At 63.2% G+C, this 21,725-nt stretch carries 24 protein-coding genes; all 24 read left to right on the top strand.

Annotated elements, in window-relative coordinates; translation table 11 throughout:
- The first annotated feature begins 4 nt into the window (after nt 1-4).
- The 24 genes from rplK (at nt 5) to rplE (ending at nt 21,725) form a co-directional block, all read left to right on the top strand.
- Nucleotides 5-436, top strand: coding sequence for a 50S ribosomal protein L11 (gene rplK, locus VA613_RS02275; RefSeq protein WP_324780248.1), 432 nt, complete (start codon nt 5-7; stop codon nt 434-436).
- Between the two features lies 1 nt (nt 437).
- The gene (gene rplA, locus VA613_RS02280) at nt 438-1,133 is read left to right on the top strand and encodes a 50S ribosomal protein L1 (RefSeq protein WP_324780249.1); all 696 of its coding nucleotides are present in this window, start codon (nt 438-440) and stop codon (nt 1,131-1,133) included.
- A 256-nt stretch (nt 1,134-1,389) separates the two neighbouring features.
- Nucleotides 1,390-1,911, top strand: coding sequence for a 50S ribosomal protein L10 (gene rplJ, locus VA613_RS02285; RefSeq protein WP_324780250.1), 522 nt, complete (start codon nt 1,390-1,392; stop codon nt 1,909-1,911).
- Nucleotides 1,912-1,980: 69 nt separating this feature from the next.
- Nucleotides 1,981-2,364, top strand: coding sequence for a 50S ribosomal protein L7/L12 (gene rplL, locus VA613_RS02290; protein ID WP_324780252.1), 384 nt, complete (start codon nt 1,981-1,983; stop codon nt 2,362-2,364).
- Nucleotides 2,365-2,580: 216 nt separating this feature from the next.
- Entirely contained in the window at nt 2,581-6,660 is a 4,080-nt protein-coding gene (gene rpoB, locus VA613_RS02295; protein ID WP_324780253.1) for a DNA-directed RNA polymerase subunit beta, read from the top strand.
- A 21-nt stretch (nt 6,661-6,681) separates the two neighbouring features.
- Nucleotides 6,682-10,875: a DNA-directed RNA polymerase subunit beta' gene (rpoC, locus tag VA613_RS02300; protein ID WP_324780254.1), complete on the top strand. Its 4,194-nt coding sequence runs from the start codon at nt 6,682-6,684 to the stop codon at nt 10,873-10,875.
- A gap of 165 nt (nt 10,876-11,040) precedes the next feature.
- Complete coding sequence (gene rpsL, locus VA613_RS02305; RefSeq protein ID WP_011310913.1) at nt 11,041-11,418, top strand: 30S ribosomal protein S12; 378 nt, start codon at nt 11,041-11,043, stop codon at nt 11,416-11,418.
- A 22-nt stretch (nt 11,419-11,440) separates the two neighbouring features.
- The gene (gene rpsG / locus VA613_RS02310) at nt 11,441-11,911 is read left to right on the top strand and encodes a 30S ribosomal protein S7 (RefSeq protein WP_324780255.1); all 471 of its coding nucleotides are present in this window, start codon (nt 11,441-11,443) and stop codon (nt 11,909-11,911) included.
- A gap of 30 nt (nt 11,912-11,941) precedes the next feature.
- Complete coding sequence (fusA, locus tag VA613_RS02315; protein ID WP_324780256.1) at nt 11,942-14,032, top strand: elongation factor G; 2,091 nt, start codon at nt 11,942-11,944, stop codon at nt 14,030-14,032.
- Nucleotides 14,033-14,072: 40 nt separating this feature from the next.
- Complete coding sequence (gene tuf, locus VA613_RS02320; protein WP_324780245.1) at nt 14,073-15,263, top strand: elongation factor Tu; 1,191 nt, start codon at nt 14,073-14,075, stop codon at nt 15,261-15,263.
- A gap of 9 nt (nt 15,264-15,272) precedes the next feature.
- On the top strand, nt 15,273-15,581 hold the full coding sequence (gene rpsJ / locus VA613_RS02325; protein WP_324780257.1) for a 30S ribosomal protein S10: 309 nt from the start codon (nt 15,273-15,275) through the stop codon (nt 15,579-15,581).
- A gap of 124 nt (nt 15,582-15,705) precedes the next feature.
- The gene (rplC, locus tag VA613_RS02330; RefSeq protein ID WP_324780258.1) at nt 15,706-16,350 is read left to right on the top strand and encodes a 50S ribosomal protein L3; all 645 of its coding nucleotides are present in this window, start codon (nt 15,706-15,708) and stop codon (nt 16,348-16,350) included.
- Nucleotides 16,350-16,967 carry a 50S ribosomal protein L4 gene (gene rplD / locus VA613_RS02335; RefSeq protein ID WP_324780259.1) on the top strand — a complete coding sequence of 206 codons (618 nt, stop codon included), beginning with the start codon at nt 16,350-16,352 and terminating at the stop codon, nt 16,965-16,967. The genes rplC and rplD overlap by 1 nt, the downstream gene beginning before the upstream one ends.
- Nucleotides 16,967-17,272 carry a 50S ribosomal protein L23 gene (gene rplW, locus VA613_RS02340; protein ID WP_324780260.1) on the top strand — a complete coding sequence of 102 codons (306 nt, stop codon included), beginning with the start codon at nt 16,967-16,969 and terminating at the stop codon, nt 17,270-17,272. Before rplD ends, rplW begins: the two co-directional genes overlap by 1 nt.
- An 11-nt stretch (nt 17,273-17,283) precedes the next feature.
- Entirely contained in the window at nt 17,284-18,111 is an 828-nt protein-coding gene (gene rplB, locus VA613_RS02345) for a 50S ribosomal protein L2 (RefSeq protein WP_324780261.1), read from the top strand.
- Between the two features lie 15 nt (nt 18,112-18,126).
- Nucleotides 18,127-18,402: a 30S ribosomal protein S19 gene (gene rpsS / locus VA613_RS02350; protein WP_324780262.1), complete on the top strand. Its 276-nt coding sequence runs from the start codon at nt 18,127-18,129 to the stop codon at nt 18,400-18,402.
- Nucleotides 18,403-18,412: 10 nt separating this feature from the next.
- Nucleotides 18,413-18,742 carry a 50S ribosomal protein L22 gene (rplV, locus tag VA613_RS02355; protein WP_324781208.1) on the top strand — a complete coding sequence of 110 codons (330 nt, stop codon included), beginning with the start codon at nt 18,413-18,415 and terminating at the stop codon, nt 18,740-18,742.
- A 9-nt stretch (nt 18,743-18,751) separates the two neighbouring features.
- The gene (gene rpsC, locus VA613_RS02360) at nt 18,752-19,456 is read left to right on the top strand and encodes a 30S ribosomal protein S3 (protein WP_324780263.1); all 705 of its coding nucleotides are present in this window, start codon (nt 18,752-18,754) and stop codon (nt 19,454-19,456) included.
- Nucleotides 19,440-19,856: a 50S ribosomal protein L16 gene (gene rplP / locus VA613_RS02365; protein ID WP_324780264.1), complete on the top strand. Its 417-nt coding sequence runs from the start codon at nt 19,440-19,442 to the stop codon at nt 19,854-19,856. Before rpsC ends, rplP begins: the two co-directional genes overlap by 17 nt.
- A gap of 3 nt (nt 19,857-19,859) precedes the next feature.
- Nucleotides 19,860-20,054 (top strand): 50S ribosomal protein L29, encoded by a 195-nt coding sequence (gene rpmC / locus VA613_RS02370; RefSeq protein WP_324780265.1) that lies wholly within the window; start codon nt 19,860-19,862, stop codon nt 20,052-20,054.
- Nucleotides 20,051-20,314 (top strand): 30S ribosomal protein S17, encoded by a 264-nt coding sequence (rpsQ, locus tag VA613_RS02375; RefSeq protein WP_324780266.1) that lies wholly within the window; start codon nt 20,051-20,053, stop codon nt 20,312-20,314. Before rpmC ends, rpsQ begins: the two co-directional genes overlap by 4 nt.
- Nucleotides 20,315-20,481: 167 nt before the next feature.
- A complete protein-coding gene (rplN, locus tag VA613_RS02380) occupies nt 20,482-20,850 on the top strand; it encodes a 50S ribosomal protein L14 (protein ID WP_312534209.1) in 369 nt (122 codons plus the stop codon).
- Between the two features lie 9 nt (nt 20,851-20,859).
- The gene (gene rplX, locus VA613_RS02385; RefSeq protein ID WP_324780267.1) at nt 20,860-21,183 is read left to right on the top strand and encodes a 50S ribosomal protein L24; all 324 of its coding nucleotides are present in this window, start codon (nt 20,860-20,862) and stop codon (nt 21,181-21,183) included.
- A gap of 2 nt (nt 21,184-21,185) precedes the next feature.
- Complete coding sequence (gene rplE, locus VA613_RS02390) at nt 21,186-21,725, top strand: 50S ribosomal protein L5 (RefSeq protein ID WP_324780268.1); 540 nt, start codon at nt 21,186-21,188, stop codon at nt 21,723-21,725.

Raw genomic sequence — 21,725 nt, forward strand, 5'->3', positions numbered from 1 at the left:
CATCATGGCCAAGAAGATTGTCGGCTACATCAAGCTGCAAGTGCCGGCGGGCAAAGCGAACCCGTCGCCCCCCATCGGCCCCGCGCTCGGTCAGCGCGGCCTGAACATCATGGAATTCTGCAAGGCGTTCAACGCCAAGACCCAGGGCATGGAGCCCGGCTTGCCGATCCCCGTGGTGATCACCGCCTTCGCGGACAAGAGCTTCACCTTCATCATGAAGACGCCGCCCGCGACCGTGCTGATCAAGAAGGCGATCAAGCTCGACAAGGGCAGCTCGAAGCCGCACGTCGACAAGGTGGGCACGATCACCCGCGCCCAGCTGGAAGAAATCGCCAAGACCAAGGAACCCGACCTGACCGCGGCCGACATGGACGCGGCCGTGCGCACCATTGCCGGCACCGCCCGTTCCATGGGCATCATCGTGGAGGGAGTCTGACATGGCTAACGCATCCAAGCGCCTGCGCGCGCTCAAGGAAAAGATCGACCGCACCCGCAACTACGCCGTCGCCGACGCGCTGGCGCTGGTGAAGGAAACCGCGACCGCCAAGTTCGACGAGTCGATCGACGTCGCCGTCAACCTCGGCGTCGATGCCCGCAAATCCGACCAGATGGTCCGTGGCGCCGTCGTGCTGCCCAAGGGCATCGGCAAGACCATCCGCGTCGCGGTGTTTGCCCAGGGCGACAACGCGCAGAAGGCGCGTGACGCCGGCGCCGACATCGTCGGTTTCGACGACCTCGCTGCCGACATCAAGGCGGGCAAGATGGATTTCGACGTCGTGATCGCCACGCCCGACGCGATGCGCGTGGTCGGCCAGCTCGGCCAGATCCTCGGTCCGCGCGGCCTGATGCCGAACCCGAAGGTCGGCACCGTGTCGCCCGACGTGGTCGGTGCCGTGAAGAACGCCAAGGCCGGCCAGGTGCAGTACCGCACCGACAAGGGCGGCATCGTGCACTGCACCATCGGTCGTGCCTCGTTCAGCGTCGACGACCTGAAGGAAAACCTGGTCGCCCTGCTGGACGCGCTGCAGCGCGCCAAGCCGGCGAGCTCCAAGGGTGTCTACTTCAAGCGCCTGTCGGTCTCCTCGACCATGGGCGTGGGTGTTCGCGTCGACCAGGCCAGCGTCAGCGCGTAATGTGATTCCGGGCATCCCTGCACGGGATGCCCGAGCGAACTTTGGGCCGCCGGCTGCAGCACGGGCCGGCGGGTTGTCAAAGACCGTAGGCACTCGCGAGGGTTTAATCCGGGCGGGTGGCAAACGGGCGACGGTCTTGCCGTCCTCTGTTTGCATCACGCAGGACCTACGCAGATGGCGTTCCCCAGCAGGATTTTCCTGTCAAGGTCGCCAGCCGGGGCGGGCAACGCTCCGTAACTGAGAAGGAGGTAAGACCTTGAGTCTGAATCTTGATGAAAAGAAAGCCGTCGTTGCCGAGGTGGCTGCGCAAGTCGCAAGCGCCCAGACGGTCGTCGTTGCCGAATACCGTGGCATCACGGTGGAGAACCTGACCCAGTTGCGCGCGCAGGCGCGCAAGCAAGGGGTCTATCTGCGTGTGTTGAAGAACACGCTGGTTCGCCGCGCGATCGCGGATACGCCGTTTGCAGGCCTCGCCGACCAGCTGGTCGGTCCGCTTGCCTACGGCATCTCCAAGGATCCCGTGGCGGCCGCCAAGGTGATGCACGAGTTCGCCAAGACCAACGACAAGTTCGTCGTCAAGGCCGGTGCCATGCCCAACTTCGTCATGTCCGCCAAGGACGTGGGGAATCTGGCCAGCATGCCCAGCCGCGAAGAACTGCTGTCCAAGCTCTTGGGCACCATGCAGGCCCCGATCGCGCAATTTGTCCGGACGCTCAACGAAGTTCCGACCAAATTTGTTCGCGGGCTGGCTGCGGTGCGCGACAAGCAGGCTGCTTGAGCAGCTTGCCGGCGACCCGACCAACGATACCGTTTTTAATCTGAAGCATAATTGACAGGAGTAATACAAATGGCTGTTGCAAAAGCTGACATTCTGGACGCCATCGCCAACATGACCGTCCTCGAGCTGTCCGAGCTCATCAAGGAGATGGAAGAGAAGTTCGGCGTATCCGCCGCTGCCGCTGCGGTCGCCGTGGCCGCGCCGGCCGCCGGCGGCGGTGCCGCTGCCGCTGCCGAAGAGCAGACCGAATTCACCGTGATCCTGGCCTCCGCCGGCGAGAAGAAGGTGGAAGTCATCAAGGTCGTGCGTGCGGCCACCGGCCTGGGCCTGAAAGAAGCCAAGGATCTGGTCGACGGCGCACCGAAGCCGGTGAAGGAAGGCATCGCCAAGGGCGACGCCGACGCGCTGAAGAAGCAGCTGGAAGAAGCGGGCGCCACCGTCGAGGTCAAGTAAGTCAGCGGTCCGTCGGGCGGCTCGCGCAAGCGGGCCGCCTCATTCCGGTGACCTATTCGACCCGATCGAATGCTGCGGGGAAACCCGCGGCAGACGCAAGCAGCACATACCCGGAACCCGGTGTCGGCTTCCGGGTCATTTGCTTTTTGCGTGTGCCTTACATAGCGCAGGCCGTTGCCGACGTGCCCGTTCGCCCCTGATCGTCAAGGAGATCCCATGGCTTACACCTTTACCGAGAAAAAACGTCTGCGCAAGAGCTTTGCCAGCCGGACAAACACCCTTCCGGTGCCCTTCCTTTTGGCGACCCAGCTTGAATCCTACCGCGCCTTCCTGCAGGAGGGGCGCTCGAAGGAGGAGCGCCTGAACGAGGGTTTGCAGGCCGCGTTCACCTCGATCTTCCCCATCGTCAGCCACAGCGGCAATGCCCGCCTCGAGTACGTCAACTACACGCTCGGCGAGCCGGTGTTCGACATCAAGGAATGCCAGCAGCGCGGCCTGACCTTCTGCGCGCCGCTGCGCGCGAAGGTGCGCCTCGTGATCATGGACAAGGAGGCGTCGAAGCCGACGATCAAGGAGGTGAAGGAGCAGGAGGTCTACATGGGCGAGATTCCGCTCATGACGCCGACCGGCTCCTTCGTCATCAACGGCACCGAGCGCGTCATCGTCTCCCAGTTGCACCGCTCGCCCGGCGTGTTCTTCGAGCACGACCGCGGCAAGACGCACAGCTCGGGCAAGCTGCTGTTCTCGGCGCGCGTCATCCCCTATCGCGGCTCCTGGCTCGACTTCGAGTTCGACGCCAAGGACATCCTGTTCTTCCGCGTTGACCGCCGCCGCAAGATGCCGGTGAGCATCCTGCTGAAGGCGCTGGGCTACACGCCTGAGGGCATTCTCGACGAATTCTTCAGCAAGGACACCTTCTACATCAACACCCAGGGCATCCAGTTCGAGCTGGTGCCCGAGCGCCTGCGCGGCGAGATCGCGCGCTTCGACATTTGCGGCAAGGACGGCCACGTCATCGTCGCCAAGGACAAGCGCATCACCGCCAAGCACATCCGCGAGCTCGATGCGGCCGGTGTCAAGAAGTGGGCGGTGCCGGGCGAGTTCGTCGTCGGCCGCGTGCTGGCGCACGACGTGATTGACAAGGAATCGGGCGAGCTCGTGGCGCGTGCCAACGACGAGATCACCGAGGATCTGCTGAAGAAACTCGCCACCGCGGGCATCGACAAGTTCCAGACCCTCTACACCAACGACCTGGATCATGGTGCCTTCATCTCGCAGACGCTGCGCACCGACGACACGGCCGACGAATACGCCGCCAAGGTCGCGATCTACCGCATGATGCGCCCCGGCGAACCGCCGACCGAGGAGGCCGTCAACGCGCTGTTCGGCAACCTGTTCTTCAGCGAGGAGCGTTACGACCTGTCGGCCGTGGGCCGCATGAAGTTCAACCGCCGCATCGGTCGCGACGAACTGACCGGATCCGGCACCCTGTCCACCGAGGACATCGTCGCCGTCATCAAGATCCTGGTCGAGCTGCGCAACGGCCGCGGCGAGATCGACGACATCGACCACCTGGGCAACCGGCGTGTACGCTCGGTCGGCGAGCTGGCCGAGAACCAGTTCCGTGCCGGCCTGGTGCGCGTCGAGCGCGCGGTCCGCGAGCGTTTGAGCCAGGCCGAGTCCGACAACCTGATGCCGCACGACCTGATCAACGCCAAGCCCGTCTCGGCCGCGATCAAGGAGTTCTTCGGCTCAAGCCAGCTGTCGCAGTTCATGGACCAGACCAATCCGCTGTCCGAGATCACGCACAAGCGCCGCGTCTCGGCGCTTGGCCCGGGCGGCCTGACGCGCGAGCGTGCCGGCTTCGAGGTGCGCGACGTGCACCCGACGCACTACGGCCGCGTCTGCCCGATCGAGACGCCGGAAGGCCCGAACATCGGCCTGATCAACTCGCTGGCCCTGTTCGCGCGCACCAACTGGTACGGCTTCATCGAGACGCCTTACCGCAAAGTGGTGAACAACAAGGTCACCGACGAGATCGAATACCTGTCGGCGATCGAGGAAAGCAAGTACGTGATCGCGCAGGCGAACGCCGAGCTCGACCCCAAGGGCAAGTTCAAGGACGACCTGGTCTCGTGCCGCTACAAGAACGAATTCACGCTGTCGACACCCGACCGCATCGAATACATGGACGTGGCGCCGGCGCAGATCGTGTCGGTCGCCGCGTCCCTGATTCCCTTCCTCGAGCATGACGACGCCAACCGCGCGCTGATGGGCTCGAACATGCAGCGCCAGGCCGTGCCTTGCCTGCGCCCGGAGAAGCCCTTTGTCGGCACCGGCATCGAACGCACCGCCGCGGTCGATTCCGGAACGGTGGTGACCGCACATCGCGGTGGCGTCGTCGACTACATCGACGCCGGCCGCATCGTCATCCGCGTCAATGACGAGGAGGCCAAGGCGGGCGAGGTCGGCGTCGACATCTACTCGCTGATCAAGTACACCCGTTCCAACCAGAACACCAACATCAACCAGCGCCCGCTGGTGAAGGTCGGTGACGTGATCGCCCGCGGCGATGTCATCGCCGACGGCGCCTCGACCGACATGGGCGAGCTCGCGCTCGGCCAGAACATGCTGGTCGCGTTCATGCCCTGGAACGGCTACAACTTCGAGGACTCGATCCTCATCAACGAAAAGGTTGTCGCCGAGGATCGCTACACCTCGATCCACATCGAGGAACTGTCGGTCGTCGCGCGCGACACCAAGCTCGGCCCCGAGGAAATCACCCGCGACATCTCCAATCTCGCCGAGCGCCAGCTGGCGCGCCTGGACGAGTCGGGCATCATCGCGATCGGCGCGGAAGTCGAGGCTGGCGACGTGCTGGTCGGCAAGGTCACGCCCAAGGGCGAGACCCAGCTGACGCCGGAAGAGAAGCTGCTGCGCGCGATCTTCGGCGAGAAGGCGTCCGACGTGAAGGACACCTCGCTGAAGGTACCGTCGGGCATGTCCGGCGTCGTCATCGACGTGCAGGTGTTCACCCGCGAGGGCATCGAGCGCGACAAGCGCGCGCAGTCGATCATCGATACCCAGCTCGCCGAGTACAAGAAGGACCTGACCGACCGCATGCGCATCGTCGAGGACGACACCTTCCAGCGTCTCGAGAAGCTGCTGCACCTGAAGGTCGCCAACGGCGGTCCGAAGAAGCTCGCCAAGGGCAGCAAGGTGACGAAGGATTATCTGGAGTCGCTCAACCGCCACGACTGGTTCGACATCCGTCTCGCCGACGACGAGGCCAGCCGCCAGGTCGAGGCGCTGAAGGACAGCCTGACGCAGAAGCGCGTCGAGTTCGACGCCATGTTCGAGGAGAAGAAGAAGAAGCTGACCGCTGGCGACGAGTTGCCGCCCGGCGTGCAGAAGATGGTCAAGGTCTACCTGGCGGTCAAGCGCCGCCTGCAGCCCGGCGACAAGATGGCCGGCCGCCACGGCAACAAGGGCGTGGTCTCCAAGATCGTTCCGGTCGAGGACATGCCCTTCATGGCCGATGGCCGTCCGGTCGACATCGTGCTGAACCCGCTCGGCGTGCCGTCGCGGATGAACGTCGGCCAGATCCTGGAGACACACCTGGGCTGGGCGTCCAAGGGCCTCGGCGAGAAGATCGGCCAGATGCTCGCCGCCCAGACGAAGTCGATGGTCAAGGAGCTGCGCGGCTTCCTCAAGGACATCTACAACGAGTCGGGCAAGACCGAGGACATCGATAACTTCAGCGACGACGAGATCATCGAGCTCGCGAAGAACCTCGAGAAGGGCGTGCCCTTCGCCTCGCCGGTGTTCGACGGCGCGTCCGAAGAGGAAATCCGTCGCATGCTGCAGCTCGCCGGCCTGCCGGAAGGCGGCCAGGTCACGCTGTACGACGGCCGCACCGGGGAAGCCTTCGACCGCACCGTGACCGTCGGCTACAAGCACGTGCTGAAGCTGCACCACCTTGTCGACGACAAGATGCACGCGCGTTCCACCGGCCCGTACTCGCTGGTGACCCAGCAGCCGCTGGGCGGCAAGGCGCAGTTCGGCGGCCAGCGCTTCGGCGAAATGGAAGTGTGGGCGCTGGAAGCGTATGGGGCCTCCTACGTGTTGCAGGAAATGCTGACCGTGAAGTCCGACGACGTGAACGGCCGTACCAAGGTGTACGAGAACATCGTCAAGGGCGATCACAAGATCGAGGCCGGCATGCCCGAGTCCTTCAACGTGCTGGTGAAGGAAATCCGCTCGCTGGGCATCGACATCGATCTGGAACGTTATTAATTTTGGGGTGAGGACACAGCCATGAAAGCACTGTTGGATCTTTTCAAGCAGGCCACCCACGAGGAAGAGTTCGACGCCATCAAGATCGGCCTGGCGTCGCCGGAGAAAATCCGCTCCTGGTCCTACGGCGAAGTGAAGAAGCCGGAGACCATCAACTACCGCACCTTCAAGCCGGAGCGCGACGGCCTGTTCTGCGCCAAGATCTTCGGCCCGGTCAAGGACTACGAGTGCCTGTGCGGCAAGTACAAGCGCCTCAAGCATCGCGGCGTGATCTGCGAGAAGTGCGGCGTCGAAGTCACGCTGTCCAAGGTGCGCCGCGAGCGCATGGGCCACATCGAGCTGGCCAGCCCGGTTGCCCACATATGGTTCCTGAAGTCGCTGCCCAGCCGCCTCGGCATGGTCCTCGACATGACGCTGCGCGACATCGAGCGCGTGCTGTATTTCGAAGGCTTCGTCGTCGTCGAGCCCGGCATGACGCCGCTCAATCGCGGCCAGCTGCTGACCGAAGAGGACTACCTCGCCAAGCTCGAGGAGTATGGCGACGAGTTCAAGGCGCTGATGGGCGCCGAGGGCATTCGTGAGCTCCTGCGCTCGATCGACCTGCACACCGAGGTCGAAGCCCTGCACGCCGAGATCAGCAAGACCGGCTCCGACACCAAGCTGAAGAAGCTCTCGAAGCGCCTGAAGATCCTCGAGGGTTTCCAGAAGTCCGGCATCAAGCCCGACTGGATGATCCTCGAAGTGCTGCCGGTGCTGCCGCCCGAGCTGCGCCCGCTGGTGCCGCTCGACGGCGGCCGCTTCGCGACCTCCGACCTCAACGACCTGTACCGCCGGGTCATCAACCGCAACAACCGGCTCAAGAGACTTCTTGAACTGAAGGCGCCCGAGATCATCGTGCGCAACGAGAAGCGCATGCTGCAGGAAGCCGTCGACTCGCTGCTCGACAACGGCCGCCGCGGCAAGGCGATGACCGGCGCCAACAAGCGTCCGTTGAAGTCGCTCGCCGACATGATCAAGGGCAAGAGCGGCCGTTTCCGCCAGAACCTCCTGGGCAAGCGCGTCGACTACTCGGGCCGTTCGGTCATCGTGGTGGGCCCGACGCTGAAGCTGCACCAGTGCGGCCTGCCGAAGAAGATGGCGCTGGAACTCTTCAAGCCCTTCATCTTCAACCGCCTCGAGGTCATGGGGCTGGCGACCACGATCAAGGCCGCCAAGAAGATGGTCGAGGACGAAGAGCCGATCGTGTGGGACCTGCTCGAGGAAGTCATCCGCGAGCATCCGGTGCTGCTGAACCGCGCGCCGACGCTGCACCGCCTGGGCATTCAGGCCTTCGAGCCGGTGCTGATCGAGGGCAAGGCGATCCAGCTGCACCCGCTGGTGTGCGCCGCGTTCAACGCCGACTTCGACGGCGACCAGATGGCCGTCCACGTGCCGCTGTCGCTGGAAGCGCAGGCCGAGGCCCGCACCCTGATGCTGGCGTCGAACAACGTGCTGTCGCCCGCCAACGGCGAGCCGATCATCGTGCCGTCGCAGGACATCGTTCTGGGTCTGTACTACATGACGCGCGAGATGGTCAACGCCAAGGGCGAAGGCATGGTGTTCGCCGACGTCGCCGAGGCGCGCCGTGCCTACGACAACCGGGTCGCCGCACTGCATGCGCGCGTGACCGTGCGCATCAAGGAAGTCACGCTGGACGCCGAGAAGAACCGCGTCGAGACGATCAAGCGGGTCGAGACCACGCTCGGTCGCGCGCTGCTGTCCGAGATCCTGCCGCCGGGCCTGCCCTTCAGCTACGTCGACAAGGCGCTGAAGAAGAAGGAAATCTCCAAGCTGATCAACGCCAGCTTCCGCCGCTGCGGCCTGCGCGAGACCGTGATCTTCGCCGACAAGCTGATGTACACCGGCTTTACGTTCGCCACCCGCGCGGGCATGTCGATCGCGATCAAGGACATGCTGATTCCGGGCGAGAAGGACCAGATCCTCGGTGCCGCCGAAGCGGAGGTGAAGGAGATCGAGGCGCAGTACACCTCGGGTCTCGTCACCCAAGGCGAACGCTACAACAAGGTGGTGGACATCTGGGGCCGCGCCGGCGACGCCGTGGCCAAGGCGATGATGGGCCAGCTGGGCGGCGAGAAGGTCAAGGACCGCACCGGCAAGGAAGTCACGCAGGAATCCTTCAACGCGATCTACATGATGGCCGATTCGGGCGCCCGCGGCTCCGCGGCGCAGATCCGCCAGCTGGCCGGCATGCGCGGCCTGATGGCGAAGCCGGACGGTTCGATCATCGAGACGCCGATCACCGCGAACTTCCGCGAAGGCCTGAACATGCTGCAGTACTTCATCTCGACCCACGGCGCCCGCAAGGGCCTCGCGGACACCGCGCTGAAGACCGCGAACTCGGGCTACCTGACCCGCCGTCTGGTCGACGTGACGCAGGACCTGGTGGTGACCGAGGATGATTGCGGCACGAAGAACGGTCTCGCGGTCAAGGCGCTGGTCGAGGGCGGTGAAGTCGTCGAGGCGCTGCGCGAGCGAATTCTCGGTCGCGTCGCCGCCAGCGACGTCATCAACCCGGAAACGCAGGAGACCGTGTTCGAAGCGGGCACCCTGCTGTCCGAGGACGTGGTCGACACCATCGAGTCGCTCGGAATCGACGAAGTCAAGGTGCGGACCCCGCTCACCTGCGAGACCCGCTACGGCCTGTGCGCCAAGTGCTACGGTCGCGACCTGGGTCGCGGCTACCTGGTCAACGTCGGCGAGGCGGTCGGCGTGATCGCCGCGCAGTCGATCGGCGAACCGGGCACCCAGCTCACCATGCGGACCTTCCATATCGGCGGTGCCGCGTCGCGGGCGGCTGCGGCCAGCCAGCTGGAAGCCAAGTCCAACGGCACCGTGCAGTACACCGCCGCGATGCGCTATGTGACCAATGCGCGCAAGGAACTGGTGGCCATTTCCCGCAGCGGCGAAATCGTCATTGCCGACGACGCCGGTCGCGAGCGCGAGCGCCACAAGGTGCCATACGGCGCCACCCTGATGGTGACCGACGGCGCCAAGATCAAGGCGGGTGCCGTGCTCGCGAACTGGGATCCGCACACCCGTCCGATCATCACCGAGTATGCGGGTCGCGTGCGCTTCGAGAACGTCGAGGAAGGCGTCACCGTCGCCAAGCAGGTCGACGACGTCACCGGCCTGTCGACGCTCGTGGTCATCGATCCGAAGCGCAAGGCCGGTGCCAAGGGCGTGCGTCCGCAGGTGAAACTGCTGGACGACGCCGGCAACGAGATCAAGATCGCCGGAACCGACACCGTCGTCAACATCACCTTCCAGATCGGCTCGATCATCACCGTGAAGGATGGTCAGGACGTGGCGGTCGGCGACGTGCTCGCGCGCATTCCGCAGGAGACCTCGAAGACCCGCGACATTACCGGCGGTCTGCCGCGGGTGGCCGAGCTGTTCGAGGCGCGCTCGCCGAAGGACGCCGGCGTGCTCGCCGAAGTCACCGGTACCGTGTCCTTCGGCAAGGACACCAAGGGCAAGCAGCGCCTGGTCATCACCGATCTGGACGGCGTGCCGCACGAGTACCTGATCACCAAGGAGAAGCACGTCACCGCGCACGACGGCCAGATCGTCCAGAAGGGCGAGATGATCGTCGACGGCCCGGTCGATCCGCACGACATCCTGCGCCTGCAGGGCGTCGAGGCGCTGGCGCGCTACATCACCGACGAGGTGCAGGACGTCTACCGCCTGCAGGGCGTGAAGATCAACGACAAGCACATCGAGGTGATCGTGCGCCAGATGCTGCGCCGTGTCACCGTGGTGGATCCGGGCGACACCGGGCTCATCCCCGGCGAGCAGATCGAGCGCTCCGAAGTGCTGCAGCTGAACGACGAGATGACCGCCGCAGGCAAGGAGCTGGCCACTTACGAGCCGATCCTGCTCGGCATCACCAAGGCGTCGCTGTCGACGGATTCCTTCATCTCGGCGGCGTCCTTCCAGGAAACCACCCGTGTGCTGACCGAAGCCGCGATCATGGGCAAGAAGGACGAGCTGCGCGGCCTGAAGGAGAACGTCATCGTCGGCCGCCTGATCCCGGCGGGCAGCGGCCTGGCCTACCACAACACCCGTCGCCGCCAGGCGGCCGGGGAGGACCTGGGCGCCGAACACCTGATCGAAGGCGGGGAGGTCACCCCCAGCGAAAATCAGGAGGTGGCTTGACACAGGGGGTTGCCTCCCCTAGAATCACGCGTCTTTTTCCGGCCATCCGTGTGCCGGCAAGCGCTGGACTGTAGCCCCGGGACGGCACCGCTTCAGATCGCGGTCGGCGCCGTCCCGCTTGTTTTAGAAACGATACGCTTACTTACTTTTTTCGGAATTTCTGACATGCCAACCATTAACCAGCTGATCCGCAAGCCGCGTCAGGCCCCGGTGGAAAAGAGCAAGGTTCCGGCCCTGAAGGCCTGCCCGCAACGCCGTGGCGTGTGCACGCGTGTGTACACCACGACGCCCAAGAAACCGAACTCCGCCTTGCGCAAGGTCTGCAAGGTCAAGCTCACGAGCGGCTTCGAGGTCATCAGCTACATCGGTGGTGAAGGGCACAACCTGCAGGAGCACTCGGTCGTGCTCGTGCGTGGTGGTCGTGTCAAGGACTTGCCGGGTGTGCGCTACCACACCGTGCGCGGCAGCCTGGATACCGCCGGCGTCAAGGACCGGAAGCAGTCGCGTTCGAAGTACGGCGCCAAGCGTCCGAAAAAAGCTTAATTTTTTGAGAGGCTGAGCAACCATGCCGCGTCGTCGCGAAGTACCCAAGCGTGAAATCCTTCCGGACCCGAAGTTCGGCAACCAGGAAGTGTCCAAATTCATGAACGTCATCATGTCCAGCGGCAAGAAATCGGTCGCCGAACGCATCGTCTATGGCGCGTTCGAGCAGATTTCGAGCAAGTCCGGCAAGGATCCGCTGGAAGTGTTCAGCACCGCGCTGAACAACGCCCGCCCGCTGGTCGAGGTGAAGAGCCGCCGCGTCGGTGGCGCCAACTACCAGGTTCCGGTCGAGGTGCGTTCGAGCCGTCGCACCGCGCTGGCCATGCGCTGGCTGAAGGAAGCTGCCCGCAGGCGCGGCGAGAAGTCCATGGGCGCCCGTCTGGCGGGCGAACTGCTGGATGCGGCCGAGGGCCGTGGCGGCGCCGTGAAGAAGCGCGAGGAAGTGCATCGCATGGCGGAGGCCAACAAGGCTTTCTCGCACTTCCGCTTCTAAATCCAACGTATTGATTGGCAGGTAACTAAAGTGGCACGCACGACTCCTATTGAGCGCTATCGCAATATCGGCATTTCGGCCCATATTGACGCTGGCAAGACCACCACCACCGAGCGCATCCTGTTCTACACCGGCAAGTCCCACAAGATCGGTGAAGTGCATGACGGCGCTGCGACCATGGACTGGATGGAGCAGGAGCAGGAGCGCGGTATTACGATCACCTCGGCGGCCACGACCTGCTTCTGGAAGGGCATGGACGGGAAGTATCCCGAGCATCGCATCAACATCATCGATACCCCTGGGCACGTCGACTTCACCATCGAGGTGGAGCGATCGATGCGTGTGCTCGACGGTGCCTGCATGGTCTACTGTGCCGTCGGCGGCGTGCAGCCGCAGTCGGAAACCGTCTGGCGTCAGGCCAACAAGTACGGCGTGCCGCGTATTGCGTTTGTCAACAAGATGGACCGCTCGGGCGCTGACTTCTTCAAGGTCTACGAGCAGATGAAGTCCCGTCTGCAGGCCAACCCGGTGCCCGTCCAGGTTCCTATCGGCGCCGAGGACAACTTTGAAGGCGTTGTCGACCTCGTCAAGATGAAGGCCGTGTACTGGGACGATGCCAGCCAGGGCATGAAGTTCGAGTTGCGCGACATTCCTGCCAATCTGGCCGATACGTGCAAGAAGTGGCGCGAATCCATGGTCGAGGCGGCTGCGGAATCGTCCGAGGAATTGATGAACAAGTACCTTGAAGAGGGCGACCTCTCCGAGGCGGACATCCTTGCCGGTCTGCGTGCGCGCACCATTGCCAGTGAAATCGTGCCGATGATGTGTGGCACCGCGTTCAAGAACAAGGGCGTGCAGGCCATGCTCGACAAGGTGATCGAGTTGATGCCTTCGCCGGTCGACATTCCCCCCGTCGAGGGCGAGCTTGAAGACGGCAGCACCGCGAGCCGGAAGGCCAGCGACGACGAGAAATTCGCGGCACTGGCGTTCAAGATCGCGACCGACCCCTACGTCGGCCAGCTGATCTTCTTCCGCGTCTATTCGGGTGTGGTCAATTCGGGTGACACCATCTATAACCCCGTCAAGGGCCGCAAGGAGCGCATCGGCCGCATCCTGCAGATGCACGCCAACAACCGCGAAGAGATCAAGGAAGTGCGTGCCGGTGACATCGCCGCTGCGGTGGGCCTGAAGGATGTCACCACCGGTGACACCCTGTGCGACCTCGGTTCGCCGATCACCCTCGAGCGCATGGAGTTCCCCGAGCCGGTGATCCACGTCGCCGTCGAGCCGAAGTCCAAGGCCGACCAGGAAAAAATGGGCCTGGCGCTGGGTCGCCTCGCGCAGGAAGATCCCTCGTTCCGCGTCCGTACCGACGAGGAATCCGGACAGACCATCATCTCGGGCATGGGTGAGCTTCACCTCGAGATCATCGTCGACCGCATGCGGCGCGAGTTTGGCGTCGAAGCGAATGTGGGGGCGCCGCAGGTGGCCTACCGCGAAGCGATTCGCAAGGCGGTCGAAGTCGAAGGCAAGCATGCCAAGCAGTCGGGCGGTAAGGGTCAGTACGGCCATGTCTGGATCAAGATGGAGCCGAACGAACAGGGCAAGGGCTACGAGTTCGTCGACGCCATCAAGGGCGGCACGGTGCCGCGCGAATACATTCCGGCCGTCGACAAGGGGCTGCAGGAAGCCATGAATAATGGCGTGCTCGCGGGCTTCCCGGTGGTCGACGTCAAGTTCACGCTGTTCGACGGCTCGTATCACGACGTCGACTCCTCGGAACTGGCGTTCAAGCTGGCTTCGATCCTGGCGTTCAAGGACGGCATGCGCAAGGCGAACCCGGTGCTGCTCGAGCCGATGATGGCGGTCGAGGTGGAAACGCCGGAAGATTACATGGGTGACGTCATGGGCGACCTGAACCGCCGTCGCGGCATCATCCAGGGCATGGAAGACGTGGGTGGCATCAAGGCGATCAAGGCCGAGGTCCCGCTGGCCGAGATGTTCGGCTACTCGACCGATCTGCGTTCGATGTCGCAGGGGCGTGCGACCTACTCGATGGAGTTCAAGCACTACTCGGAAGCGCCCAAGAACATCGCCGAAGCGATCGTCGCCAAGAAGTGAGTGGTGCCAGACAGTTTTTTGAATTGATAGGGTAAGAGAAATGGCTAAGGAAAAATTCGAGCGGACCAAGCCGCACGTAAACGTTGGCACGATTGGACACGTTGACCACGGCAAGACCACCTTGACCGCGGCGATCACCACCATTCTGGCGAAGAAGTTTGGCGGCGCTGCCAAGAAGTACGACGAGATCGACAGCTCGCCGGAAGAGAAGGCGCGCGGCATCACCATCAACACCGCGCACGTCGAGTACGAGACCTCCACCCGTCACTACGCGCACGTTGACTGCCCCGGCCACGCCGACTACGTCAAGAACATGATCACCGGTGCCGCCCAGATGGACGGCGCCATCCTCGTCGTGTCCGCCGCCGACGGCCCCATGCCGCAGACCCGCGAGCACATCCTGCTCGCCCGTCAGGTTGGCGTGCCCTACATCATCGTCTACATGAACAAGGCCGACATGGTCGACGACGCCGAACTGCTCGAGCTCGTCGAAATGGAGATCCGCGAGCTCCTGTCCAAGTACGACTTCCCTGGCGACGACACCCCCATCATCATCGGTTCCGCCCTGAAGGCCCTCGAAGGCGACCAGAGCGACATCGGCGAGCCCAGCATCATCAAGCTGGCTGACGCGCTGGACTCCTACATTCCCGAGCCCGAGCGCGCCATCGACAAGCCCTTCCTGATGCCCGTCGAAGACGTCTTCTCCATCTCCGGTCGCGGCACCGTCGTCACCGGCCGTGTCGAGCGCGGCATCATCAAGGTTGGCGAAGAAATCGAGATCGTCGGCATCAAGCCCACCCAGAAGACCACCTGCACCGGCGTCGAGATGTTCAGGAAGCTGCTCGACCAGGGCCAGGCGGGCGACAACGTCGGCGTCCTGCTGCGCGGCACCAAGCGTGAAGAAGTCGAGCGCGGCCAGGTTCTGGCCAAGCCCGGCAGCATCAAGCCGCACACCAAGTTCTCGGCCGAGATCTACGTGCTGTCCAAGGACGAAGGCGGTCGTCACACCCCGTTCTTCAACGGCTACCGTCCGCAGTTCTACTTCCGCACCACCGACGTCACCGGCTCGATCGAGCTGCCGGCTGGCACCGAGATGGTGATGCCTGGCGACAACGTGAGCATCAAGGTGTCGCTGATTGCCCCGATCGCCATGGACGAAGGTCTGCGTTTCGCCATCCGTGAAGGCGGCCGCACCGTCGGCGCCGGCGTCGTGGCCAAGATCGAAGAGTAAGGCTCATTCATGCAAAACCAGAAAATCCGCATCCGCCTGAAGGCGTTTGACTACAAACTGATCGACCAGTCGGCGATGGAAATCGTGGACACGGCCAAGCGCACCGGCGCCGTGGTCAAAGGTCCGGTTCCCCTTCCGACCTCGATCGAGCGTTTCGACGTCCTGCGCTCGCCGCACGTCAACAAGGCGTCGCGCGATCAGTTCGAAATCCGCACCCATCGTCGCCTGATGGACATCATGGACCCCACCGACAAGACGGTCGATGCCTTGATGAAGCTGGATCTGCCCGCCGGCGTCGACGTCGAGATCAAGTTGTAAAAAGCGGGCGGCATGCGTATAATGCCGCCCCTTCTGCTTTACCAATAGTCGCCGGTCAATTGTAATCGGCACCTACAACCCTTGCCGCGCTAAATTTGGCCGGCTTGAGATAGGAAATACGAAGATGAGTATCGGGCTCGTTGGCCGCAAGGTCGGCATGACCCGCATTTTCACCGAGAACGGTGCGTCCGTTCCGGTGACGGTGCTGGAAATGTCCAACAATCGCGTCACGCAAGTGCGCACCCCAGAACATGACGGCTATTCCGCCGTGCAGGTTGCCTACGGCAGCCGCCGGAACAGCCGCGTCAACAGATCCGAGGCCGGCCATTTCGCCAAGGCGGGCGTCGAGGCCGCGGCCGTGCTGCGCGAGTTCCGCGTAGCGCCGGAAGTGGCTTCGCAATACCAGCCGGGTGCGGCGGTCTCCGTCGAGCTGTTCCAGGCCGGCCAGAAGGTCGACGTGACCGGGGTCACGCAGGGCAAAGGCTTCGCCGGCACGATCAAGCGCCACAACTTCGGTTCTCAGCGTGCTTCGCACGGCAACTCCCGCTCGCACAACGTGCCGGGTTCGATCGGCATGGCGCAGGATCCGGGTCGTGTCTTCCCGGGCAAGCGCATGTCCGGTCACATGGGTGCGGTGACCTGCACCAAGCAGAATCTCGAGGTTGTCCGTGTGGACGCCGAGCGTGGTCTGGTGCTCGTCAAGGGCGCCGTACCGGGATCCAGGGGTGGTCATGTCGTCGTGCGCCCTGCAGTGAAAGGGGGTGCCTAATGGATTTGGCGATCATTAACGAGCAGGGCCAACAGGTCGCGAGCGTTGCTGCTTCGGACGATACCTTTGGTCGTGACTACAACGAGGCGCTGGTTCACCAGGTCGTGACGGCGTTTCTCGCCAATGCACGCAGCGGGAACCGCGCACAGCTCACCCGTGCGGAGGTGAGTGCCTCGACCCACAAGCCCTGGAGACAGAAAGGTACCGGCCGTGCGCGTTCCGGTCGTACTTCCAGTCCGATCTGGCGCGGCGGTGGCGTGACCTTCCCGAACAAGCCGAACGAGAATTTCACCCACAAGGTGAACCGCAAGATGTATCGCGCGGGCCTGGCGGCGATCCTGTCGCAGCTCGCACGTGAGGGCAAGCTCAAGGTCGTCGAGAGCCTTGGCATCGAGTCGCCGAAGACGAAGGTGCTGGCCGGCAAGCTCAAGTCGATGGGTTACGGCAAGGTCATGATCATTGCCGACAGCGTGGACGACAACCTGTGGCTGTCGTCGCGCAACCTGCGTGACGTCTACGTGGTGGAGCCGCACCAGGCCGACCCGTGGAGCCTGGTCAAATTTGGCAACGTGCTGATCACCAAGGCGGCGGTCAAGCAGTTTGAGGAGATGGTGTGATGAGCGCGATCAGTCAGGAGCGTCTGCTCAAAGTCATTCTCGCGCCGGTGATCTCCGAAAAGAGCACCCGCGTGGCCGACAAGCAGAATCAGGTCGTGTTCCGTGTGCTGCCCGATGCGACCAAGCAGGAAATCGGCGCCGCGGTTGCGACGCTGTTCAAGGTCGAAGTCACGGGCGTGCAGGTTCTGAACGTCAAGGGCAAGGTCAAGCGCGCCGGTCGTGTCATGGGTCGCCGCGATAACTGGAAGAAGGCGTATGTCACCCTCAAGCCGGGTCAGGACATCGACTTCGCGTCCGGTCAGTAAGGGAGAACACCATGGCACTGATTAAAGTCAAACCCACTTCCGCCGGCCGCCGTGCCGTCGTGAAGGTCGTCACGCCCGGCCTGCACAAGGGCAAGCCGGTCGCCGCGCTGCTCGAATCGCAGAAGCGTGGCTCCGGCCGCAACAACAATGGCCACATTACGGTGCGCCACAAGGGCGGCGGCCACAAGCAGCACTATCGCGTCGTGGATTTCCGCCGCAACAAGGACGGCATCCCCGCGAAGGTCGAGCGCCTGGAATATGATCCCAACCGCTCGGCCCATCTGGCGCTGCTGTGCTACGCCGACGGCGAGCGCCGCTACATCATCGCGCCGCGCGGCGTGCAGGTCGGCGCGCAGCTGCTGAACGGCGCCGAGGCGCCGATCAAGGCCGGTAATTGCCTGCCGCTGCGCAGCATCCCCGTCGGCAGCACCGTGCACTGCGTCGAGATGATGCCGGGCAAGGGTGCGCAGATCGCGCGTTCCGCCGGTACTTCGGTGCAGCTGCTGGCACGCGAGGGCAGCTACGCGCAGTTGCGTCTGCGCTCGGGCGAGATCCGCAAGGTGCACGTCGATTGCCGCGCGACGCTGGGCGAGTGCGGCAACGAGGAGCACAGCCTGCGTTCGCTCGGCAAGGCCGGTGCCACCCGCTGGCGCGGCATCCGCCCGACGGTGCGTGGTGTCGTGATGAACCCGGTTGATCACCCGCACGGTGGTGGTGAAGGTCGCACGGCGGCGGGCCGTCATCCGGTCAGCCCGTGGGGAACGCCGACCAAGGGTTATCGCACTCGCAGCAACAAGCGCACCTCCAACATGATCGTCCGCCGTCGCCACGCGCGCTGATTGAGGTAGAAAGAAATGGCACGTTCAATTAAAAAAGGGCCCTTCGTCGACGGGCATCTGCTGAAGAAGATCGAGACTGCACGCAGCTCGAACGACAAGCGTCCGATCAAGACCTGGTCGCGCCGTTCCACCGTGCTGCCCGATTTCATCGGCCTGACGATCGCGGTGCACAACGGGCGCCAGCATGTTCCGGTGTTCGTGACCGAGAACATGGTCGGCCACAAGCTGGGCGAATTCTCCCTGACGCGCACCTTCAAGGGTCACGTCGCGGACAAGAAGGCGAAGAAATAAGGAGCGCATGATGGAAGTATCTGCAGTTTTGCGTGGCACCCGCCTGTCCGCCCAGAAGGGCCGCCTCGTCGCCGACCAGATCCGCGGCCTGCGCGTGGAGAAGGCGCTGAACATCCTGGCCTTCAGCCCCAAGAAGGGCGCCGCCGTCATCAAGAAAGTGCTCGAATCCGCGATCGCGAACGCCGAGCACAATGAGGGCGCGGACATCGACACCCTGAAGGTCAAGACGATCTATGTCGACCAGGGTGCGGTGCTGAAGCGTTTCACTGCCCGTGCCAAAGGCCGCGGCAACCGTATTAGCAAACCGACCTGTCACATCACCGTGACGGTTGGCGATTGAGGAAGCGGCATGGGACAGAAAATACATCCGATTGGGTTCCGTCTTGGCGTTCAGCGTATCTGGAGCGCCAAATGGTACGGCTCGAACCGCAATTTCTCGAGCACGCTGCTCGAGGACATCAAGGTTCGTGACTACCTGAAGAAGAAGCTTGCCCACGCCTCGGTTTCGAAGGTGCTGATCGAGCGCCCCGCGAAGAACGCGCGCATCACCATCTTCAGCGGCCGCCCCGGCGTCGTGATCGGCAAGAAGGGCGAGGACATCGAGGTCCTGCGCAGCGAACTCGCACGCATGATGTCCGTGCCGGTGCACGTCAACATCGAGGAAGTGCGCAAGCCGGAGACCGACGCGCAGATCATCGCCGATGGCATCGCCCAGCAGCTCGAGAAGCGCGTGATGTTCCGTCGCGCCATGAAGCGCGCGATGCAGAACGCGATGCGCCTGGGTGCCCAGGGCATCAAGATCATGAGCTCGGGCCGCCTTAACGGCGCCGAAATCGCGCGGACCGAGTGGTATCGCGAGGGGCGCGTGCCTCTGCATACGCTCCGCGCCGATATCGACTATGGATTTGCCGAGGCGAAGACGACCTACGGCATCATCGGCATCAAGGTCTGGGTCTACAAGGGTGACGCGCTGAATCGTGGCGAACAGCCCGTGGCGGCCGAAACGGAAAAGCGCGGCAAGAAATCAGGAGTGAAACATGCTGCAGCCAGCTAGAAGAAAATTCCGCAAGGAACAAAAAGGCCGGAACACGGGCCTGGCAACCCGGGGTGCGACGGTCAGCTTCGGGGATTTCGGCCTCAAGGCCGTTGGCCGTGGACGCCTGACGGCACGCCAGATCGAAGCGGCGCGCCGTGCCATGACGCGCCACATCAAGCGTGGCGGCCGCATCTGGATCCGGATTTTCCCGGACAAGCCGATCTCCCGTAAGCCCGCCGAAGTCCGGATGGGTAACGGCAAGGGCGCGCCCGAGTACTACGTCGCCGAGATCCAGCCCGGCAAGGTGCTGTACGAGATGGACGGCGTGAACGAGGCGCTGGCACGCGAGGCGTTCCGTCTGGCTGCCGCCAAGCTGCCGATTCCGACCACGTTCGTGACCCGCATGATCGGGAGCTGATTGATGAACACGAAAGAACTGCGCGGCAAGAATGCCGCAGAACTGAAGCAGGAACTTGAGTCCCTGCTGCGTGCCCACTTTGCGCTTCGGATGCAGGTGGCCACCCAGCAGTCGAACAAGACGGCCGATCTCGGCAAGTTGCGCCGCGACATTGCCCGGGTGAAGACCATTATGCGCGAGAAGGCGGGTCAAGCATGACTGAAAGCAAGAAGATGGTGCGCACCCTGACCGGGCGCGTGGTGAGCGACAAGATGGACAAGACGGTGACGGTGCTGGTCGAGCGTCGCGTCAAGCATCCGGTGATCGGCAAGGTCATTCGCCTGTCCAAGAAATACCATGCCCACGACGAGAACAACGAGTTCCACGAGGGCGACACGGTGCAGATCGAGGAGTCCCGCAAGCTGTCGCGCACCAAGGCTTGGAAGGTGAGCAAGCTGATCGAGCGCGCACGCGTCTAAGCTTGCATGATGTACATAAACCCGGTATAGTGCCGGGTTTTCCGGTTGGCTGGCCGGGTGGGTTGATCCGGTTCGCTGACTCAAGCACCTCCGCCTGAGGCGGAGTTTCTCCCGAACGGGATCCAAAACTGGCCACCGCATGGTGGGTTAAGTTGGAGGCAATTTAAATGATTCAGATGCAGTCCGTACTGGACGTTGCAGACAACACGGGTGCGCGTTCCGTCATGTGCATCAAGGTGTTGGGGGGCAGCCATCGTCGCTACGCCAGCGTCGGCGACATCATCAAGGTCAGCATCAAGGATGCGGCCCCGCGCGGCCGGGTCAAGAAGGGCGATGTCTACAACGCCGTGGTGGTTCGCACCGCCAAGGGTGTGCGTCGTCCCGACGGCTCGCTGGTGCGCTTCGACGGCAATGCGGCCGTCCTGCTCAACAACAAGCTGGAGCCGATCGGCACCCGTATCTTCGGGCCGGTTACCCGTGAATTGCGCACCGAGAAGTTCATGAAGATCGTCTCGCTGGCGCCCGAGGTTCTGTAAGAGGGAATCATGGCACGTATTCGTAAAAACGATCAGGTCATCGTCCTGACGGGCAAGGACAAGGGCAAGCGCGGGACCGTGCTGCGAGTGCTGGACGATGGGCACGTGGTGGTCGAGGGCGTGAATCGCGTCAAGAAGCACCAGAAGCCGAATCCCATGCGCAACATCCAGGGTGGGATCGTCGAGAAGGAAATGCCGATCGACAGCTCCAACGTCGCGCTGTTCAACACGGCGACGCAGAAGGCCGATCGCGTGGGTTTCAAGGTGCTGGAGGACGGCCGCAAGGTTCGCGTGTTCAAGTCCAATGGCGAAATGGTTGACGCTCAGGGGTAATCATGGCGCGTTTGCAAGAATTTTATCGTGAGACCGTGGTGCCGAAGCTGATCGAGCAGTTCGGCTACAAGTCCATCATGGAAGTGCCGCGCATCCAGAAGATCACGCTCAACATGGGCGTGGGCGAGGCGGTTGCGGACAAGAAGGTGATGGAATTTGCCGTGGGCGACATGCAGAAGATCGCCGGCCAGAAGCCGGTTGTCACCAAGTCGAAGAAGTCGATCGCCGGCTTCAAGATTCGTGAAAACTATCCCGTCGGCTGCATGGTCACGCTGCGCCGCGCCAGGATGTACGAGTTCCTCGATCGCCTGGTGACGGTCGCGATGCCGCGTATCCGCGACTTCCGCGGGGTGTCGGGCAAGTCTTTCGACGGTCGTGGCAACTACAACATGGGCGTCAAGGAACAGATCATCTTTCCCGAGATCGAGTACGACAAGATTGATGCGCTGCGTGGGATGAACATCACCATCACCACCACCGCGAAAACTGACGATGAAGCGCGTGCACTGCTGGCCGCCTTCAGTTTCCCGTTCAAGAATTGA

The sequence above is a fragment of the Thiobacillus sp. SCUT-2 genome, assembly GCF_035621355.1.
In the GTDB taxonomy this organism is placed as follows: Bacteria; Pseudomonadota; Gammaproteobacteria; order Burkholderiales; family Thiobacillaceae; genus Thiobacillus; species Thiobacillus sedimenti.

Excerpts from the sequence above, each read along its gene's own strand:
- rpsQ (WP_324780266.1), top strand. The coding sequence starts at position 20,051 with ATGACTGAAAGCAAGAAGATGGTGCGCACCCTGACCGGGCGCGTGGTG.
- rplW (WP_324780260.1), top strand. The coding sequence starts at position 16,967 with ATGAGCGCGATCAGTCAGGAGCGTCTGCTCAAAGTCATTCTCGCGCCG.
- rplD (WP_324780259.1), top strand. The coding sequence starts at position 16,350 with ATGGATTTGGCGATCATTAACGAGCAGGGCCAACAGGTCGCGAGCGTT.
- rplX (WP_324780267.1), top strand. The coding sequence starts at position 20,860 with ATGGCACGTATTCGTAAAAACGATCAGGTCATCGTCCTGACGGGCAAG.
- tuf (WP_324780245.1), top strand. The coding sequence starts at position 14,073 with ATGGCTAAGGAAAAATTCGAGCGGACCAAGCCGCACGTAAACGTTGGC.
- rplV (WP_324781208.1), top strand. The coding sequence starts at position 18,413 with ATGGAAGTATCTGCAGTTTTGCGTGGCACCCGCCTGTCCGCCCAGAAG.
- rpsS (WP_324780262.1), top strand. The coding sequence starts at position 18,127 with ATGGCACGTTCAATTAAAAAAGGGCCCTTCGTCGACGGGCATCTGCTG.
- rpsJ (WP_324780257.1), top strand. The coding sequence starts at position 15,273 with ATGCAAAACCAGAAAATCCGCATCCGCCTGAAGGCGTTTGACTACAAA.
- rplB (WP_324780261.1), top strand. The coding sequence starts at position 17,284 with ATGGCACTGATTAAAGTCAAACCCACTTCCGCCGGCCGCCGTGCCGTC.
- rplN (WP_312534209.1), top strand. The coding sequence starts at position 20,482 with ATGATTCAGATGCAGTCCGTACTGGACGTTGCAGACAACACGGGTGCG.
- rplA (WP_324780249.1), top strand. The coding sequence starts at position 438 with ATGGCTAACGCATCCAAGCGCCTGCGCGCGCTCAAGGAAAAGATCGAC.
- rpsC (WP_324780263.1), top strand. The coding sequence starts at position 18,752 with ATGGGACAGAAAATACATCCGATTGGGTTCCGTCTTGGCGTTCAGCGT.
- rplE (WP_324780268.1), top strand. The coding sequence starts at position 21,186 with ATGGCGCGTTTGCAAGAATTTTATCGTGAGACCGTGGTGCCGAAGCTG.
- rpmC (WP_324780265.1), top strand. The coding sequence starts at position 19,860 with ATGAACACGAAAGAACTGCGCGGCAAGAATGCCGCAGAACTGAAGCAG.
- rpoB (WP_324780253.1), top strand. The coding sequence starts at position 2,581 with ATGGCTTACACCTTTACCGAGAAAAAACGTCTGCGCAAGAGCTTTGCC.
- rplC (WP_324780258.1), top strand. The coding sequence starts at position 15,706 with ATGAGTATCGGGCTCGTTGGCCGCAAGGTCGGCATGACCCGCATTTTC.
- rplL (WP_324780252.1), top strand. The coding sequence starts at position 1,981 with ATGGCTGTTGCAAAAGCTGACATTCTGGACGCCATCGCCAACATGACC.
- rplP (WP_324780264.1), top strand. The coding sequence starts at position 19,440 with ATGCTGCAGCCAGCTAGAAGAAAATTCCGCAAGGAACAAAAAGGCCGG.
- rpsL (WP_011310913.1), top strand. The coding sequence starts at position 11,041 with ATGCCAACCATTAACCAGCTGATCCGCAAGCCGCGTCAGGCCCCGGTG.
- rpoC (WP_324780254.1), top strand. The coding sequence starts at position 6,682 with ATGAAAGCACTGTTGGATCTTTTCAAGCAGGCCACCCACGAGGAAGAG.
- rpsG (WP_324780255.1), top strand. The coding sequence starts at position 11,441 with ATGCCGCGTCGTCGCGAAGTACCCAAGCGTGAAATCCTTCCGGACCCG.
- rplK (WP_324780248.1), top strand. The coding sequence starts at position 5 with ATGGCCAAGAAGATTGTCGGCTACATCAAGCTGCAAGTGCCGGCGGGC.